Genomic DNA, 17366 nt, shown 5'->3' on the forward strand with positions numbered 1-17366 from the left:
TTATTTATCTCCACTTGGGATTGGTCCCGACATACCAGAGTGACGTGAGTCACCTAAGACCGAAATCAAGAGCATGGTGGCGCCTACTACCGTGATATAGACCCCTAAATCAAATGGCATTGCTGAAGCCAAATGCATTTTTCCAATCAATGGCGGTTCAACATAGATATGTGCGCTCGTAAGGAATGGGCGTGCCCAGAACCAAGCACCAACACCTGTTAAACCTGCAATCATTAAACCTGAGCCAATCCAGATTTCATATAAACGTCCAGACTGGGCTCTAATCATGCGTTCAGCTTGATCTTGTCCTAAAGCAATATACTGAATAATGAGTGCCATTGAGGTCACTAGACCTGCAATAAACCCGCCCCCAGGGTAGTTATGCCCACGCAGGAAGATGTAAGCGCTGATCACCAATGCAATTGGCAAGATCCATGACGCTGCGATACGTAACATCAGTGGAGATGGGTTAAAACGATAGGTCAGACCTTGGGTCATGGTTGTACCATGGGCACGCATACCATCCATCAAACATAAGGCACCAATCGCGGCGATCCCAAGCACTGCAATTTCACCGAAGGTATCGAAACCACGGAAATCGACGAGAATAACGTTAACAACGTTAGAGCCACCGCCTAGTGGGATAGATTGCTGTAAGAAGAACCATGAGATTGAATTATGATCACGGGTAAGTAATAGCCATGTAATCCAACCAATTCCTAAACCACCTGCAATTGCAAGACTGGCATCTCTCCAACGACGTGGTCGGGTAGATTCATATGGTGTTAATTGTGGTAATAACGACAAGCTCATTAACAATAGAATCGTGGTAACGACATCTACCGTGATCTGGGTTAAGGCAAGGTCTGGTGCGGATAAACCGATAAAGGCCATCGTAACGACTAAACCGACAGCACCACTGATCAAAATGGCTTTAATTCTTTCGTGGTGGAACCACAACATCATCCAGCAGCCAGAGAACAGCACGAGCCAAAGCACGATAGCCGCCCAAGGCGCATGATTGAGCTCACGCGTACCTGTAGTCAAACCTTGATTGAACAGTGGTATTGCGACCATCGCTATGCTGAACAATACAATTAAAAGTAGATAGGACTGTAAAGAACCTGTCTCGGTTTTTTGTTTGATCTTACGGCTCGTGAGTAATAAATGTTTCAGGAACAGTTCAAATAAAACTTTCCCTTGCCATTTGCCAAGATAAGGATCCAAATCGATCTTGCGAATACGACCGTCTTTTGCGAGTGCAAAATAAAAGATCGTCCCACCGACCAAGGCAATTAAACTCATAATTAACGGCGCATTCACGCCATGCCAAATAGCCAGATGTGTGCCTGCAAACTCAGGTTGAGCTAAGCTTGCACGAGTGACACTGTTCACAAAAGTTTCTGCGAGCAGCGCAGGGAAGATACCCACCAAAATACAAAGCACAGCAAGAATAATGGCTGGTAAACGCATACCGATATGAGGCTCATGGGCATCTTTATGCGGAACTTGTTTACCAATTTCGCCATCGAAAAATACGCCATGGACTAAACGGATGGAGTAACTCACTGCAAAAATACCTGCAAGAGTTGCAATCACTGCTGAAACCAACATGACTGGACCCGACAAGTTTGCCAATAACTCAGTAAAGAACATTTCTTTCGAAAGGAAGCCATTGGTCAGAGGAACACCTGCCATTGATGCAGCAGTGATCATGGTCAGCGTTGCAGTAAATGGAAGGAGTTGCCAAATTCCACTAAGTTTACGCAGGTCACGTGTTCCTGTTTCATGGTCAATGATGCCCGCAATCATGAACAATGCTGCCTTAAAGGTCGCATGGTTGATGATATGGAAAATTGCAGCTGCAACGGCAAGGGGAGAACCAATACCAAGGAGACACACAATTAGACCTAAGTGACTGATGGTGGAGTATGCCAAGAGACCTTTTAAATCTTCTTTGAAAATGGCAAAACCAGCCGCCATACACAAAGTAAAGAGACCGATAAAAGTCACGATATTGTGATATAACGCAGCACCAATAAAAATAGGTGCTAAACGAGCGAGTAAGAAAATACCTGCTTTAACCATCGTTGCAGAGTGAAGATAGGCTGAAACAGGTGTGGGTGCAGCCATCGCATTCGGTAACCAAAAATGAAATGGGAACTGTGCGCTTTTAGTGAATGCACCAAGTAAAATCAGTAATAACGTCGGTACGAAGAGTTCATGCTGTTGAATCACATCCTTCATCAACACCAGTTGATCGATTTGATAAGTTCCAGTGATTTGTCCTAATAGAACAAAACCACCCAGCATTGCTAGCCCCCCCATACCTGTAATGGTGAGTGCCATACGTGCGCCACGTTGAGCTGCATCGTATTGACTCCAGTAACCAACCAATAAGAAGGAGGAGATACTGGTAAGCTCCCAAAAAACCAACAATAAGATTAAATTGTTAGAAAAAGAAATCCCCAACATCGCTGCCATAAACAGCATCAATAATTGATAAAGTTTACTCAGGGAGTTTTTAGGACTGAGATAATAATAGGCATATATAAAAATAAGGGTGCCGATACCGCTAATCAGCAGACCAAACAATAAACCTAGGGCATCTAGGCGGAAACTTAAATTAATACCTAACTGTGGTAACCAATCCCAACTTTCTAGGAGAGCATTACCTTGAAGAACTGTTGATGCCTGAGTTAAGAGTAAAATGAAACAACTCAGACTGATGCCAATCGCCCCAATTGCAGCCATGCCACGTGAAATACGGTGCAAGTATGGGATTAGGGTGGTGCCGAGTATGAGCGGTAATAAGATAATAATCGGTAGCACACTGGTATCCATGTCGATGATATAGGTCAGAAACCTAAGGTGAAATTTATTCAAGACTTACAGGCGTTCAAAGAGAATGCCAAAGCTTTAAATCTTGAAGCCCAATCAAGTTAATAGAGCAGTAAGTTGTATTGCGCAACTTAGTAATAAAAAGCGCTTTATTTTACTATAAAATGAACAAAAAAGATTGGCTTATTACATGAAAAACACAGATCAACAGGTAAAAAAATATGCGGTGCTGATCTGTTTTGAGGATTAAGAAGAGCTATGTTGTGATGTATCGTCGATTCTTAATAAATTGAGCAACTCATTTTTTTCTTGTGGGTCAAGCTCTTGAATTTGATTAAATAATATATCCACTTTATTGGATGATGCCGTCGCTTCGAGCAGGTTGGGATTGAGTGGCTCAGTCAGTTCTAGGGGTTGGTACAATTCGTTATAAAGTTCAGAAAATTGCTGTTGGGATTGTTCTATGTCGATCGGAAAAATTGCCTTCATGTCAAGTTGTAAGCATTGATAATGCAAGGCGTGTTCAAGTAACTCATCACGATTGCCCGTGGCAATGATTTGCAGGCGGGGGAAGGCTTGATGTAGGCGTTCCAAGATTTCAGCACATAGATTTTGATCCAATTGAGTATCGATTTGATCAATCAACAAGATACCTTCGCCTTCCAAACAAGGTTCAAAACAGTTTTGGTTGAGTAAACAAAGGCGGCGACAAATATCCCCGACGAGCGCAATCCAAGTCTTTTGTGAGGCTGAAAGTTGCTGAAATGGTAGCACTTGGTCGTGATAACGAACCATCAGTTGTAACTTAGGGACATATTGAATGTAGATATCTTTCAGTTCTGGAAAAACAGTGGTTAAGCTTTTTTTGAGTGCATATAAATTGGGGGCAGACAGCTGTTTTGGGTGATTTACCAGTTCCTGCTGTAATTGTTCTAACATCTCGGATTGATTTTGTTGGTTAAAATCATTGCCCATTAAACGTCTAACAATGTGTGCCGAGTGAGCATTTTCAACATCACTAATTTCCCTAAACCACTCAAAAAAACGTGAAAAAGTGGTATAGGGAATGGCGGTCAAATCATAAGCTGACATCTTCTGTAAGATCCCAGGTACATTTTTACTTTGTAAATTGATGTCTTGCACAAAGCGTTCGGCAGGATAATAAGCAACCAAGGGTAAGCCAAATAACGGGTCTTGTTGATTGGTCTTTTGATATAAACCTACCATTTGATCAAGTTGTTGAGTCTCAACTTGACTGATACCAACACCTTGATTGTTATAGGTTTTAAAAAGCTTCCATGCACAACTTTGAGTGTTGATGGATTGTGCTGAACTACTCTCAGCTAAACTGCTGTTCAACTCGCTGCTGAGTCTGACTTGGACTTGGACTTTGGCTTGTAAGCGGGTCAACATAATATCTTGATCAGCAATTACTACGCCAGCCGTCCGAATATCTTTATAGCGCGCCGAGAACCAAGACAGGGCATGATAGATATTTTTTAAAACAGTCGTTTTACCTGTGGCTTGGTCACCCAAGATTAAGGTAATGGGATATTGATCAGGGTGAAATTCAAGTTTTAAATCCCGAAACATACCGACATGTTTAAATTGAACCGATTCAAGTTGCATATGCTCACCTTAGGGTCAATGGTTTTCCAACCAGCGTTGCCTTATCAGCTAAAACGACATAAACAAGGCATGAAGCGCAGGTAATGGGAACAGACCCTAGTCAAGCGCGCTTTTAACCTACGGACTGACGAAGAGTTGAGGAAGCGCTTTGTTTTAGCTTTAATTGTTGTATTAAGTCATAAAGATGATGAATATTTAAACTTACTTTAGCACGAGTACAGGCCACGTAAAGTAATCTCAGCTCTTCATCTGTAATTTTATGTTCCAGTCCATTTATTTTAAATTGATAATCATCTTCGATATGTACTCGATTCCATTCCAAACCTTTGGCTTTATGCGCGGTTGAAATCACATAATCCGCTTGTTCAATGGGAGTGATTTTTGCCAAAGCTTTCTTGAGTGGTTCAGTGCCATGATCATCAACCAATTTAACTAACGGTTTGATGTCACTGCCATCATTGGTTTCACAGTATTCATGTACATCATGCCAAGAGTTAAACCAAGCCAGCTCGGGGACATCGGTAATACGTTTACCTTGCTTTAGCAGACTAGCTGCATCGACAAAACGGCTGAGCTTCTGATGATCGGCTTGTAGACTGACTTTATCGCCATGTACTAAACCTGACAGTAATAATTCCATTGCCCGAGCATTGGTACGGCATAAAATCGCATCACGCATTTTGGTATGGGGTTTATTTACCACACTGGATTTCATGTTTGGATTGCCGAGTAGTGGAACTGTTTCATTTAACGCACCCAGTAGGCAGTTTGCCACATCGGCAATCGCTTCACCAAAACGAAATGAGGTGGTCAACCGACTTTCATGTAATGGCATTTGTTGCATGGCATTGACAGCACCACGCCATGCATAGATTTGTTGATGCGCATCACCGACATAAATTACTTGGGTACTTTTTTGACGTAACAAGATCCCAAGCATGAGTGGGTCGGCATCCTGTGCTTCATCAAACAGGACATAGTCTGCTGGGATATTCGGTTCAGATAATGCCCAAAGCTTTAGATAAATATCATGTCCAATGCCAGCTTGATGATTCTGATCAATCGACTCCAACCAGCGACGTTCTACCGCAGGGTAAAGATGTTGTTGCAGAGCTTCGATGTCATCCTGATGTAGCCAGCTCGGTGCTTGGATATGCCGAGGAGCAGGGTATTGCGAACTGGTCGAGCAGAAATAACTGACAGCATTGGCAACGAGGCTCGCAAGTCGACTTGGCATCAGTACATATTTTTCATAACGACCGCCCATGAGACGACGAAGAGTAATCGGTTCTAGGCGATATTCTTTAGCGATAAAACTTGGGCTTAAACGTGGTAAGCGTAATTTATCTGTGACGCCACGCGGTACACTGCGAAAGGCAAGTGAGTGAAAGGTTCTGCAATTCACATTGCCATGAAATTTGCTTTGTGCTTCAGATGCGATGGCTTTATTAAATGCCAAGTACATACCACGCCGTTCAGGCATGGCATCGCTGATCATTTGTAAGGTGGTGGTTTTCCCTGTGCCAGCATACGCAATCACTTTAAAGGACTGTCCTAAGCGGGCATTGTCTATGGCAATCGCTTGCTCATAGGTGGCTTTGGGTTTTTCGATAATTGACACAGGTTCTCGTTACGCTTCTTTGCTACGGTTGGCTTTTTCAACAAGGCCGGATAAACCCTGACGACGAGCCAATTCATCTAATACTTCTTGGGGTTCAAGGTCGAAATAACCAAGCATGACAATACTATGGAACCATAAGTCTGCCACCTCATAAATCAGGTCATGTTTATTTTCCAATGAGGCTTGGATGGCATAGTCTTTGGCAGCAATAATGCTTTCGACGCTTTCTTCACCGACTTTTTCTACAATTTTATTGATGCCTTTTTTGTAGAGGCTGGCGATATAAGAGTTATCTGCTTCGGCTGTTTTACGTTGTTGCATCAAACGGCCCAGATAAGCAAGCACATCAACTTGTTCATTTTGATTATGCGTATGGGTTTCTGTTTTAGCAGATGCACCGTAAATCGCAGTTGGATCTTTCAGTTGAGCATCAACAACTTCCCAACCTTGAGGGGTTAGTTTGCGATAGAAACAAGACTCACGACCTGTGTGGCAGGCGATTCCACCATGTTGTTCAATTTGCAGAATGATGACATCCGCATCGCAATCCAAACGAATTTCATGCACGGTTTGGAAGTGTCCTGATTCTTCGCCTTTGTGCCAGAGCTTTTGACGTGAGCGTGAGTAATACACCGCCTGATTTTTTTCAGCAGTGAGTTGTAAAGCCTCACGATTCATCCACGCAACCATTAACACTCGACCAGTTTGATGATGTTGTGCAATGGCAGGAACAAGACCATTGGAATCAAATTTAACTTCATCTAACCAGTTTGACATGAGTGAAAATCCATTTGGTGGAAAGCCGTTAGTGTAGCGTTTGTGGCTAGGGTTGGCTATCCTTGTTGGGTAAAAAGTCGAAGATAGAGCGTTAAAGCGCGTTCGAAATTTCAATCAAATTTTGATCTGACTCGCGCAGATAAATGAATAAAATTTTAAGCATAAAAAAGCCCTTGTTTATACAAGGGCTTCTGAGTTTATTTCACAATCCGCCAGAGCGCTAACAGACTGCTTAAAACGATCAATACAATTGAGACAAACCAAGGGCTTATAATTGCGATCGTCAGCATAATCAACATAGTGCTACCAAACATCCAGCTACGACGTTGTTGCTGTTGCATTTGTAAACGCATTTGTTGGATTTCTTTGAGCTGTTTGTCTTGCCATGCTGATTGGTTTTTTAAACCATTCAGACTGTCGATGAGCAGGCTTGGAATATCTTGCGCGCCCAATAATAAGTCTGGAATTTGCTGGCCCAGTTCTTTCATATTTTTAACTGGATTCATATTGGCTTTGACCCATTCGGTCAAAATTGGTTTCGCCAATTTCCAAATATCGAGTTGAGGATAAAGATCTGTACCTAAGCCTTCAACATGAACCAAGGTTTTTAGCAGCAACATCAGTTGAGGTGGAATTTCTAGATGGAAGCGACGTGCAATATCCATGACTTGAATCAGAATACCTGCGAAATCTAACTGATCCATTGGTTTTGAGACCATTGGACCAACCGTGCGGCGCATCTCACGAGATAAGGCATCTTGATCGGTGCCTGGTGGAATCCAGCCTGCTTGATGTACGATCTGAATCAGTTGCATGAAGTTACTGTTCATGACGGCAAGTAACATCCGCGCTACGGTCATTTGGTCATGTTTTGACAACTCACCCATAATGGCGCAGTCCAGCGCGATAAAGCGAGGATTACTTGGGTTAATTGTTTCTACGAAAACATTACCCGGATGCATGTCAGCATGGAAGAAGTTGTCACGGAATACTTGTGTAAAGAAGATCGTTAAACCTTTTTCCGCCAAATCAGCACGATCCATGCCTAGACGATCAAAAGTTGCGGTATCTGAAATTGGGACACCTGTAATACGTTCAGCGACCATCACGTCTTTACTGTCCATATAGACTTCTGGCACATACATCATGCTGGAGCCAGTAAAGTAATGACGCATACGACGGGTATTGTCTGCTTCTAGGCTTAAATCAAGTTCATTCAGGATAATTTGGCGATAATCTTGAATGATTTCAGATAAGTGCAGCGCACGAGCAGCCTCTAAACGGTTTTCTAACCAGTCGCCCAGCCAAGCTAAGATTTCAAAATCTTGCAAAATTTGACTACGAATATCGGGACGAGTGACTTTGACAATCACTTCACGTCCATCATGTAAAGCCGCAGTATGAACTTGTGCAATCGATGCAGCAGCCAGAGGTTGCTCATCAAAACGTAAGAATAGCGTTGAAATATCGGCTTTTAACGAGTCTTGTATACGTTGTTTCGCCAATTGTGTGTCATAGGGTTTTACACGGTCTTGTAATAAAATCAATTGCGATAACACTTCAGGCGGAATCAAATCTCGGCGAGTCGAAAGCAATTGCCCAAGTTTAATGGCCAAAGGGCCCATATCCTCTAAGGCTTCTTTTAACTTGAGTGGATTTTTTTTCTCACGACTTGACCATGCAGCAGGATGCATTTTGATGACATTTAATGCATGACGTGCTTTAACTGGTAACTCTTCCGCAGGAAACAAGGTGTCAAGGCGGTAATGTGCTGCAATACGCCAGAGTTCGAGTAACCGTGTAATATGCGGAATCATATGGAATTTTACCTAGTCTTGTGTGGGATTAAACTGAGATTTTAATTGCTGGAATTTTGCTTCTAAGCGATCAATTTCTTGATTGAGCTGACGAGTTTCTCGATTCAGATCATCCATTTGCCAACGTGGGGCAAATAAACCACTATCTTCTTTAAGTGCATCTTCGACAAAGAACAAATGACTTTGCAACGAGCGTTTTATTTGCTGAGGTGCGAGTTGAATTTTCCCTAACTCATGGGCGAGTTGCGGGCCAATCCACGGAGATAAATGCGCAGCGAGATCAGGTTCAGCTTGTTGCATGATCCGTTGAATATCTTGCAATAAGTGATAATCACCTTCGAGCGGAATATTACCGATTTGATCCATATCACTCAGCAATAATTTAATTAACTCAACAACATTTTCAACATGGAGTGTTGCAGTTGCATCGGTGATTTTATTACTTTTTCCTGTACTTGCGGAGCTTGAACGCTCCTCAGGACGCTGTTCAAAAATAGAAGGGGTTTGACTTTGTCCTGTCACGGTCGGTTCGAGACGAACTTTATTTTCATCAAAAAACACATCAACTGAGAGTTGTGGACTATCGATCACCACTCTCAATAGTTGACCTTGTAGTTGATTGAGCTGAATGCGGGTAATCGCATCCAAATCAATCACATGATGAATGATACGTTCGACTGCACCGAGTGCTAAAATCGACCACATATCTTAAGCCTTACAATTTGAATCCACGGTGTACTGCAACAATACCACCTGTTAAATTATGGTAGTCACAGCTTTGGAAACCCGCATTTTCCATCATGCCTTTAAGCGTGCGTTGATCTGGGTGCATACGGATTGATTCTGCAAGGTATTTATAGCTTTCAGAATCATTTGCCACCAATTTACCCATGATCGGAAGTGCAGTGAATGAGTAAAGATCATATAGCTTCGAGAATGGTTCAAACACAGGCTTAGAAAATTCGAGAATCAATAAGCGGCCACCTGGCTTAAGTACGCGATACATCGCCTGTAAAGCAGCATCTTTGTCCGTTACGTTACGCAAGCCAAAACTGATGGTTACTAAATCAAAGCTATTATCTGCAAATGGTTCTAATGTTTCAGCATTGGCAAGGACGAAATCGACATTGGTACAGCCTGCATCGATCAGTCGATCACGACCGACATTTAACATAGATTCATTAATATCTGAAAGTACCACATGTCCTTGAGGACCTACTTCACGGCTAAAGACTTTAGCTAAGTCACCAGTACCACCCGCGATATCTAAAACTTGTTGACCGCGACGAACGCCCGACATGTTGATCGCAAAGCGTTTCCATAAACGGTGAATACCAAATGACATTAAGTCATTCATGATGTCGTATTTGCTCGCTACAGAATGGAATACTTCTGCAACTTTTTGTGCTTTTTCATCACTACTTACGGTTTGATAGCCGAAGTGTGTCGTTTCACCAACATTGCCGGTATTGGCACCACGCGGCAAGTTGTACTTTGGTACAGAACCGCCTGTTGGGGTGGATGCAAGGCCTTGTTGTAATGATTGTTGCTGACCTTGTGGTGTGCCTTGTGGCAGTGGCGAGCTTAGGAAGGGACTGACTTTGTCTGAACTTGGTTTTTGCTCAACTTCTGGGGTGGGCTGTTGATTTTCGTTAGACATTGTTTTCTCCTAAACTTTCGTTCTAGCGGCACGAATCAGCATGCATAATGACAGATTTTGTATTTTTTTACAGGCTTTGCTGCGTAATTGTTATGAATAATATACAGAAACTCATTTTCCCAAAAGTTTTTTTAAATTGAATTGGCGAGTAGTCAATCTCCCCCTACTTTGAGAGGGAGTGAAACCTTAGCTTAAGCTTGGAACGGGTGAGGATGTCCAGCATGAACTTTATCAATAATCTCACGTTCTTTTTCTGTGAAAGTTTTGATGAAGTTTGCTGCGGATTTCATAGGTTTCATTGCCGCAAAACCTTCTTGTATAAAGGCATACATACGTTCAAATTGGTATTTATTGGCGATCCCTTTACACATTTTAAACGCAGCATACATCATGGTCGAGCGCATATATTTGTCTAATGTTAGGCCTAGCTCATCCAGTAACTGTAATTGTTCATATCGAGCTTCACCTTGATCCAATTTGATTAAGGTCTGACGCATGATTTCATCTGTGAGCGGTGTGTCCAAAGGGTAATCTTGTAAGAGCTGAATCGCGACTTGTTCATCCAATTGTGTTGCGAGGACTGCAAGACTGACCGATTTGGTTCCTGTTTTGATTGCATTTTCAGGGAGCAGGCTTTCTGCTTTATGCGCATATTTCAAGAGACGTTCGATTTGCTGAGCCATGGCATCAAAATCAGGCCCGCCATATAACCGATTTAAAAAATACTGAGCCATCAGTTGATTCTCAGGCAGGGCAAAAAACGCTTGGTGTGTAGCCGCGATACGAGTCTTCATCCATGCTTGAACTTCATGCAGACGTTGTGCAATCGCTGGATCTTGGTGGTAATTTAAATTTTGATATTTTAATAAAAGATCATCAAATGCAGCGAGTTTTGACATATTTGAACTCTATGAAAATAAAACCATGAAATCATAGGCTGCATCATACCCAAGAACTATGACAGCACAAACCTTAAATGTTTAATAATGGGTCACTGTGGCTATACACTGACAATATCTACAGAAATTGTACATTTGTGTTTCTAAACACCAAAACAGTTATGACTATACTCGATGTTATTAAATCATGCACTTAGGGTGAACAATGAATGCGCAAACCCCTGTATTTGAATTGCGAGATGAAGATGAGCTGTCTTTAGATTTGATCGAAGCACAATATGCTTTAAGAGAGAGTCGGGACCAGAAAAATGCAAAAAGTGTTTTGGTCTTGGTCAGTGGGATTGAATTGGCGGGTAAAGGTGAAGCCGTTAAACAATTGCGAGAATGGCTCGATCCTCGATATTTGAAAGTAAAAGCGGATGTCCCTCTGCATCTATCAAGCGATCAGGCTTTCTGGCAGCCTTATACGCGATTTATTCCTGCAGAAGGGCAAATCGTGGTGATGTTTGGTACGTGGTATAGTGATCTACTTGCCACGGCGATGCAGGATCCGAAAGCATTCAAAGACAGTGTGTTTGATCAATATGTGCAGAAGATGCGTGATTTTGAAAATGACTTGCGACAAAATCATGTCCATGTGATCAAGGTATGGTTTGATCTATCGTGGAAAGCATTGCAAAAGCGTTTGGATCAAATCGATCCATCTGAACAGAATTGGCATAAATTGCATGGATTAGATTGGCGCAACAAAAAACAATACGACACCTTGCAAAGCTATAGCCAGAGATTTATAGAGGATTGGTCTGTTATCCATGGTGAAGATGAGCAACGACGTGATCAATGCTTTGCTCAATATATATTGCAAACCTTACAGGCCTTGCCAGAGCATCCAACCCATGTTGAGCAGACATGGCAACAAGCCGGTATTCCTTCTGAACTAGTAGCGCCAGATCAAAAAATAATTGAAAAAGAAAAATATAAGGATCAGTTAAATGAGCTCACTCGTAAAGTCGCTGAAGCGATGCGTTGCGCTGAGCGAAATGTCATCATTGCCTTTGAAGGCATGGATGCAGCGGGTAAAGGCGGTGCCATCAAACGCATTGTTAAAAAGCTTGATCCACGAGAATATGAAATTCATACCATTGCAGCACCAGAGCCTTATGAATTACGCCGCCCATACTTATGGCGTTTTTGGAATCGATTGAATGATAGTGGCAAAATTACCATTTTCGATCGAACTTGGTATGGACGTGTTTTGGTGGAACGTATCGAAGGCTTTGCTTCCACAGTGGAGTGGCAACGAGCCTATGATGAAATTAACCGATTTGAACAGAATCTGACAGATTGTCAGACGGTCATTGTCAAAATTTGGTTAGCCATTAGTAAGGATGAGCAAGAGCGTCGATTTAAAGAGCGAGAACAAACCTTACATAAACGCTTTAAAATTACTGAAGAAGACTGGCGTAATCGAGATAAATGGGATCAATATCTAGATGCAGCTGCGGATATGTTTGAGCGAACCAGTACTCCAAATGCGCCTTGGCATGTGATTGCAACGGATGATAAATACACCGCAAGAATTGAGGTTTTGAAAGCGATCCTAAAACAGCTGAACGCAGACTAAGCGTTCAGCTGTAAAAAATGAGGGCAATTTATTTATGAGAAATGAGCTCAGAATGTTGAACACCTCAATATAATTATCTCCCTATGAATATATTGCTTCACAGGGAGTAAATGAATATTTTTATAAGGTTCAAGCAGATTTAGTTCGAAGCGAGACTTTTCTGTTGAATTTTTTTCGCAAGGTTATAACAGTCTTGGATATGTAGTTCTGTGATTTTTTTCATCATAAAATAGCCCAAGCTTGCTGCAATGATTTGCCCACCTAGCGGAATAAACTTAGTTACTTGTTTGGTTGCGATCTTTGCAAAAAAACCATTAAAAGATTTTTTCATCGCCGTGCGTGCGACCAAGAAGCCTGAAAATTCAAAACCTCGTTTGCGAAGTTCATTCCAATGAATTTTTTTAGTTTCAGGGTCGTATACACTAATGTGCTCTGGGGAAAGACCAAAACTTGTATTAATTTCTGGAATAATGCGTGTGAGCATACTGAGATCAACGACCACATCAAAAAAAGGAATTGGAACAATCGCTGCCCCTGCCGAGTAATAAGCTGTTTTTTTGGTGCGTTCTAAGCAGTCTTTGCGAATTTGTTCCAAATTTAAATTTGGGTCAATAAAGTCAGGTGCTTTTTCAATTTTCATAAAGTAATACCTAAGTTTGTCCCTTGAATATTGGATTTTGAGATGTATATGACGAGTAAGCAATCCATTATTCAATCATATTTAAAATAAATTTTATATTTTCATGTTGTCTAACGTGACATAGTTCGACAAGCTTGTATAGTGATGATTATGTACGTTTTCGTGCAACAAATTGATATTTTTTTGATGAGGTTATATTAATACATGGGTATTCATGTTATTCAAAGCCAAAGCCTTGAAGTGCTGTTACAAGGCGTAATGACATCAATTGCCCAGTCCAACAGTTCGCCATTTCAAGTATTTAAAACGCAACATTTTATTGTACCGAGCCCCGCACAAGAACAATGGTTAACGCAAAAAATTGCTGAACAGCAAGGGATGGTTGCAAATTATCAGTTTCATCATCGTATTCGCGGATTTCAATGGTATGCCTATCAGCAGGTGCTTGAAAATAAAGATCAAGTCCGTAAAGCGAACATACCACGTCTGATTTTAAAATGGCGTATTCATCAAGCCTTACAGCCTTTTATCCGTGCTGAACAGATGAATGTTGAGCCTGAGCATCCGCTGTATTCAATTGTGCAGCGGATTTATGACAGTGCTGATCAACTGCAAGCGGGACGAGAAAAACAACTTAAAAAACAAAGTATGTTGTATTGGGTGGCAGAGCAAGTCTCCCAGCTTTTTAATAACTATATGATTTATAGAGGGTATTGCCAACGAGGCTGTGGTGCTACATGTACATGCCCGACCAATTGGCTGTCCACTTGGGGACAAAATAAAGCGCTCGATATCGAAAATTTAATTTCGAAAACTGATCAGCAAACCTCAGCATTTAGTTTGCAACAAACGCAACAATTAGAAGCATGGCAGCGTTGGTTGTGGCAAAACTATTTCCATGATGATTTTATGGAAATGCAAGGTATTGATGCAGCATTTTGGCAGGTTTTAGAGGATCAACAGACTCGAGCGCGAGCATTGAACGAGTTGCCTGAACAAGTGATCCTGTTTACTTTGTTGGATTTGCCACCAAGTCAATTACAGTTTTTACGTCGTTTGGGGCAATATCTAGATGTGGTGATTTTGCACTATAACCCTTCACAAGAGTATTGGGCTGATAGTGTTGACCCACTTTGGAAGCAGCGTTATGACTTGGGCGTAAAAGAGCGTTTTATTCGTAAGAATCCTCAAGCCACCGACGCTGAAATCTCAGCATTTTTTGAAAGTTTTAGTTTAGGTTTTAATGCCCTAAATCGTGAATCCAGACATCCGCTTTTGACACGTTTGGGTAAACAGGCGAGAGATCATTTCTCCTTGTTGTCACAACTGGCTACGGGAGAAGAAGGGAAATGGGTTGATGCTTTTATTGATCATTTTCCTGAAACCTTACTTGGAAAGATTCAATCTGATATTTTTTATTTAGCAGAGCCTAAAGCTGAGCAATATGAATTGGCTGCTGAAGATCGTTCGGTTCAAATTCATGTGTGTCATTCTAATTTAAGACAATTGGAAGTCTTGAAAGAGCAATTAATTCACTGGTTATCACAAACCGATGTAGGACCACGCCGTCCAAGTGATGTATTGATCCTTACGCCAAACTTGGCAGAATTAGAACCTTTGATCCGCAGTGTATTTCCTGCAGTTCCAAATGAGCATGAGGTATTTTTACCCGTCAAAATTGCAGGCGTGGCGCAACTGGATGCACTGAATGCTTGGCGTGCAGTATTGGGAAGGTTGCAACTGACGCAAGGTCGCTTCACACAAGATGATTTTGCTGACTGGCTCAATCTTGCTGCCACCCAACAACTTTATGGTTTAGATGTTTCACAGACTCAACGGATTTTAGATTTACTCAGCGATGCTGGCTTTAAACGGGGTTTGGATGAAGAACATCTCAAACAAAGTCTAAACCCAGAGGATCAAGATTATCGTTATAGCTTTAAGTTCGCTTTAGATCGTCTGGCTTTAGGTGTTGCCGTACCAGCACATGTGATGGTGCAACAAACCTTGAGTTATGCATTGGTACAGCCAAGCGATTTTGAACTAATCGGTATTTTGATCCAGATTTATCAGGATTTATGTATACGGAGAAATTGGTTAATTTCGCATGAACAAGGTCAAAATCTGCCCGTTGAGATATGGTTAAATCGTCTTAAAATGGAAGTGCAGGAGTTTGAGCAGGCGGATATTGTTGCTTTAAAATCAGTTCGTGAAATCATTCAAAAACAAGAGCGTATGCTGACTTTGGCAAGCTATTACGAGGATGCTGAGACGCAATTACGTAAAATTTCCTTGCCTTTGCCTTATATTCTTGAAGAAATTCAAAGGACTTTAGAAAGTCAATCTGCACAGGTGGAACCAACAGGACAAATCACGTTTAGCCAAATTGGACAGATCCGCCCGATTCCTTATCGCTTAATTGTGCTGTTAAATTTAGATACAGGTAAATTTCCAAATCGCGATAGCCATATTCCTTTTGATTTGATGGATGCGTTGCGTCAACAACTGGGTGATCGTTCTCGCTTAGAAGATGATCAAGGGGCGTTTCTAGATGCTGTGCTATTGGCGCAAGAGCAGTTATGGCTGTTCTATAATGGTTTCGATATTAATGATGGAGAGGTTCGAGAACCTTCCAGTGTTTTGCAAGGTTTTCGAGATCATTTGGCGTTGATTGTGAAAGACTCCCTCTCTAAATCTCTCCCAGAGGACGAGACTTACTTTAATTCTTTTGGGGAAGACTATGAAGAACTCCAGATTCCACCACAGCTCTACCCACTTTATCATCTGCATCGCTTGCAACCTTTCGATCCACTCGGCTTTTTAGCTGAGCAAAGTTATACACGCTATCAAGATCATTGGTTTAAAGTGGCATCACAAATTCAACAGGTCAAAGGTGAGCGGCAAGCCTGGGTCAATAGTCCTTATCCAATTGAGCAGAGCGAAATGGTGATCTTGGATAGCCAGCAATGGATTCAAGATGTTAGTTTCCCCGCAAGACTCTATTTAAAAACCTTGGGTGTGGAGAATCTAAGTGCCACAGCGTTGGTTGATCAAAGCGAACCTTTGTTATTGGATGGTTTAGGTAAATATGCAATTCGTCATTTTTTACAGCAACAGGATGGTCAAGCCATGCCTGCGGTTTTGCAAGATCAATTGCCTGTGGGGAAGGTGCAGCAAAGTGTTTGGCAACAAAGTTGTCTAGAGCAACAGCGTTTGTTGGAGCGGCTACAACAATATGCAGCAGCACCGACTGAAACAACTCAGCGAGTTTGGCGTGTTTCCAAACAACTTCAGATAAGTTGTACGATTCCAAAACAAAACACATCAGATTGGGTTAGCTTAGATGCATCGAGCGCGCGTGCTAAACGCTTCGCCAAAGTTTGGCTGGAATATTTACTGTGGTTGGCGATATTGAATCATGATTCAGCAGCCCCAAAGCGCCGAATCGTGGTGTTTAGCGATCAGACTGTGATTTGTGAAGGTTTAAATACTCAGCAAGCACAGCACTATTTACAGGTATGGTTACAACTCTGGCAAAGTGCTCAACAGCAACCAGTGGTGTTGCCAGCCGCTTTATTGCTTAAGCCTCTGGAAAAAGGTAAATACTATGATTGGATACAGCAGGATACCAAGCAAGTTCTAGTAGAGGATAGCCAAAAGCAGGTGTTGAAAGATTGGAATGATACCGGTGATTTTTCAGGTTTTGATATGACACAAAACGAAGCGTGTAAATTACATCGAGACTGGCAGTTTATTTTGCAAGAACAAGATGCGAGCGCGTTATTGCAATATGCTTGTGATCATTATTCTCATGCGCTATATCAACCCATTTTTGAATTTTTACGCGTGGAGTAAGGC

General features: G+C 41.8%; 11 protein-coding genes. 2 read left to right on the forward strand and 9 right to left on the reverse strand.

Annotated features, from left to right (window positions below):
- The 8 genes from DK207_RS00770 to DK207_RS00805 all read right to left on the reverse strand — a co-directional run bounded on the left by DK207_RS00770 (window position 1) and on the right by DK207_RS00805 (window position 11244).
- Window positions 1–2844, reverse strand: a complete 2844-nt coding sequence (locus DK207_RS00770; RefSeq protein WP_109439554.1) for a monovalent cation/H+ antiporter subunit A — start codon at window positions 2842–2844, stop codon at window positions 1–3.
- Window positions 2845–3087: 243 nt separating this feature from the next.
- The gene (locus tag DK207_RS00775) at window positions 3088–4470 is read right to left on the reverse strand and encodes an AAA family ATPase (protein WP_109439555.1); all 1383 of its coding nucleotides are present in this window, start codon (window positions 4468–4470) and stop codon (window positions 3088–3090) included.
- A gap of 112 nt (window positions 4471–4582) precedes the next feature.
- Entirely contained in the window at window positions 4583–6091 is a 1509-nt protein-coding gene (locus DK207_RS00780; protein WP_109439556.1) for a UvrD-helicase domain-containing protein, read from the reverse strand.
- A 9-nt stretch (window positions 6092–6100) separates the two neighbouring features.
- A complete protein-coding gene (gene hisIE, locus DK207_RS00785; RefSeq protein WP_109439557.1) occupies window positions 6101–6868 on the reverse strand; it encodes a bifunctional phosphoribosyl-AMP cyclohydrolase/phosphoribosyl-ATP diphosphatase HisIE in 768 nt (255 codons plus the stop codon).
- 197 nt (window positions 6869–7065) lie between these two features.
- Window positions 7066–8685 carry an ABC1 kinase family protein gene (locus DK207_RS00790; protein ID WP_109439558.1) on the reverse strand — a complete coding sequence of 540 codons (1620 nt, stop codon included), beginning with the start codon at window positions 8683–8685 and terminating at the stop codon, window positions 7066–7068.
- A gap of 12 nt (window positions 8686–8697) precedes the next feature.
- Complete coding sequence (locus DK207_RS00795; RefSeq protein WP_109439559.1) at window positions 8698–9390, reverse strand: ubiquinone biosynthesis accessory factor UbiJ; 693 nt, start codon at window positions 9388–9390, stop codon at window positions 8698–8700.
- 10 nt (window positions 9391–9400) lie between these two features.
- Complete coding sequence (gene ubiE / locus DK207_RS00800) at window positions 9401–10345, reverse strand: bifunctional demethylmenaquinone methyltransferase/2-methoxy-6-polyprenyl-1,4-benzoquinol methylase UbiE (RefSeq protein ID WP_109439560.1); 945 nt, start codon at window positions 10343–10345, stop codon at window positions 9401–9403.
- 191 nt (window positions 10346–10536) lie between these two features.
- Complete coding sequence (locus DK207_RS00805; protein ID WP_109439561.1) at window positions 10537–11244, reverse strand: FFLEELY motif protein; 708 nt, start codon at window positions 11242–11244, stop codon at window positions 10537–10539.
- Between the two features lie 205 nt (window positions 11245–11449).
- On the opposite strand from DK207_RS00805, the gene DK207_RS00810 reads away from it, so the two are divergent.
- Complete coding sequence (locus DK207_RS00810; RefSeq protein ID WP_109439562.1) at window positions 11450–12868, forward strand: phosphate--AMP phosphotransferase; 1419 nt, start codon at window positions 11450–11452, stop codon at window positions 12866–12868.
- A gap of 139 nt (window positions 12869–13007) precedes the next feature.
- On the opposite strand, the gene DK207_RS00815 is transcribed toward DK207_RS00810, so the two are convergent.
- Window positions 13008–13508: a hypothetical protein gene (locus DK207_RS00815; RefSeq protein WP_109439563.1), complete on the reverse strand. Its 501-nt coding sequence runs from the start codon at window positions 13506–13508 to the stop codon at window positions 13008–13010.
- 204 nt (window positions 13509–13712) lie between these two features.
- Here DK207_RS00815 and DK207_RS00820 point away from each other — a divergent pair, with 204 nt between their 5' ends.
- Entirely contained in the window at window positions 13713–17363 is a 3651-nt protein-coding gene (locus DK207_RS00820) for an exodeoxyribonuclease V subunit gamma (RefSeq protein WP_109439564.1), read from the forward strand.
- Window positions 17364–17366 lie beyond the last annotated feature (3 nt).

The sequence above is a fragment of the Acinetobacter haemolyticus genome, from assembly GCF_900406815.1.
GTDB lineage: Bacteria > Pseudomonadota > Gammaproteobacteria > Pseudomonadales > Moraxellaceae > Acinetobacter > Acinetobacter haemolyticus_A.

Excerpts from the sequence above, each read along its gene's own strand:
- DK207_RS00815 (WP_109439563.1), bottom strand. The coding sequence starts at position 13,508 with ATGAAAATTGAAAAAGCACCTGACTTTATTGACCCAAATTTAAATTTG.
- DK207_RS00805 (WP_109439561.1), bottom strand. The coding sequence starts at position 11,244 with ATGTCAAAACTCGCTGCATTTGATGATCTTTTATTAAAATATCAAAAT.
- DK207_RS00770 (WP_109439554.1), bottom strand. The coding sequence starts at position 2,844 with ATGGATACCAGTGTGCTACCGATTATTATCTTATTACCGCTCATACTC.
- hisIE (WP_109439557.1), bottom strand. The coding sequence starts at position 6,868 with ATGTCAAACTGGTTAGATGAAGTTAAATTTGATTCCAATGGTCTTGTT.
- DK207_RS00790 (WP_109439558.1), bottom strand. The coding sequence starts at position 8,685 with ATGATTCCGCATATTACACGGTTACTCGAACTCTGGCGTATTGCAGCA.
- DK207_RS00795 (WP_109439559.1), bottom strand. The coding sequence starts at position 9,390 with ATGTGGTCGATTTTAGCACTCGGTGCAGTCGAACGTATCATTCATCAT.
- DK207_RS00820 (WP_109439564.1), top strand. The coding sequence starts at position 13,713 with ATGGGTATTCATGTTATTCAAAGCCAAAGCCTTGAAGTGCTGTTACAA.
- ubiE (WP_109439560.1), bottom strand. The coding sequence starts at position 10,345 with ATGTCTAACGAAAATCAACAGCCCACCCCAGAAGTTGAGCAAAAACCA.
- DK207_RS00810 (WP_109439562.1), top strand. The coding sequence starts at position 11,450 with ATGAATGCGCAAACCCCTGTATTTGAATTGCGAGATGAAGATGAGCTG.
- DK207_RS00775 (WP_109439555.1), bottom strand. The coding sequence starts at position 4,470 with ATGCAACTTGAATCGGTTCAATTTAAACATGTCGGTATGTTTCGGGAT.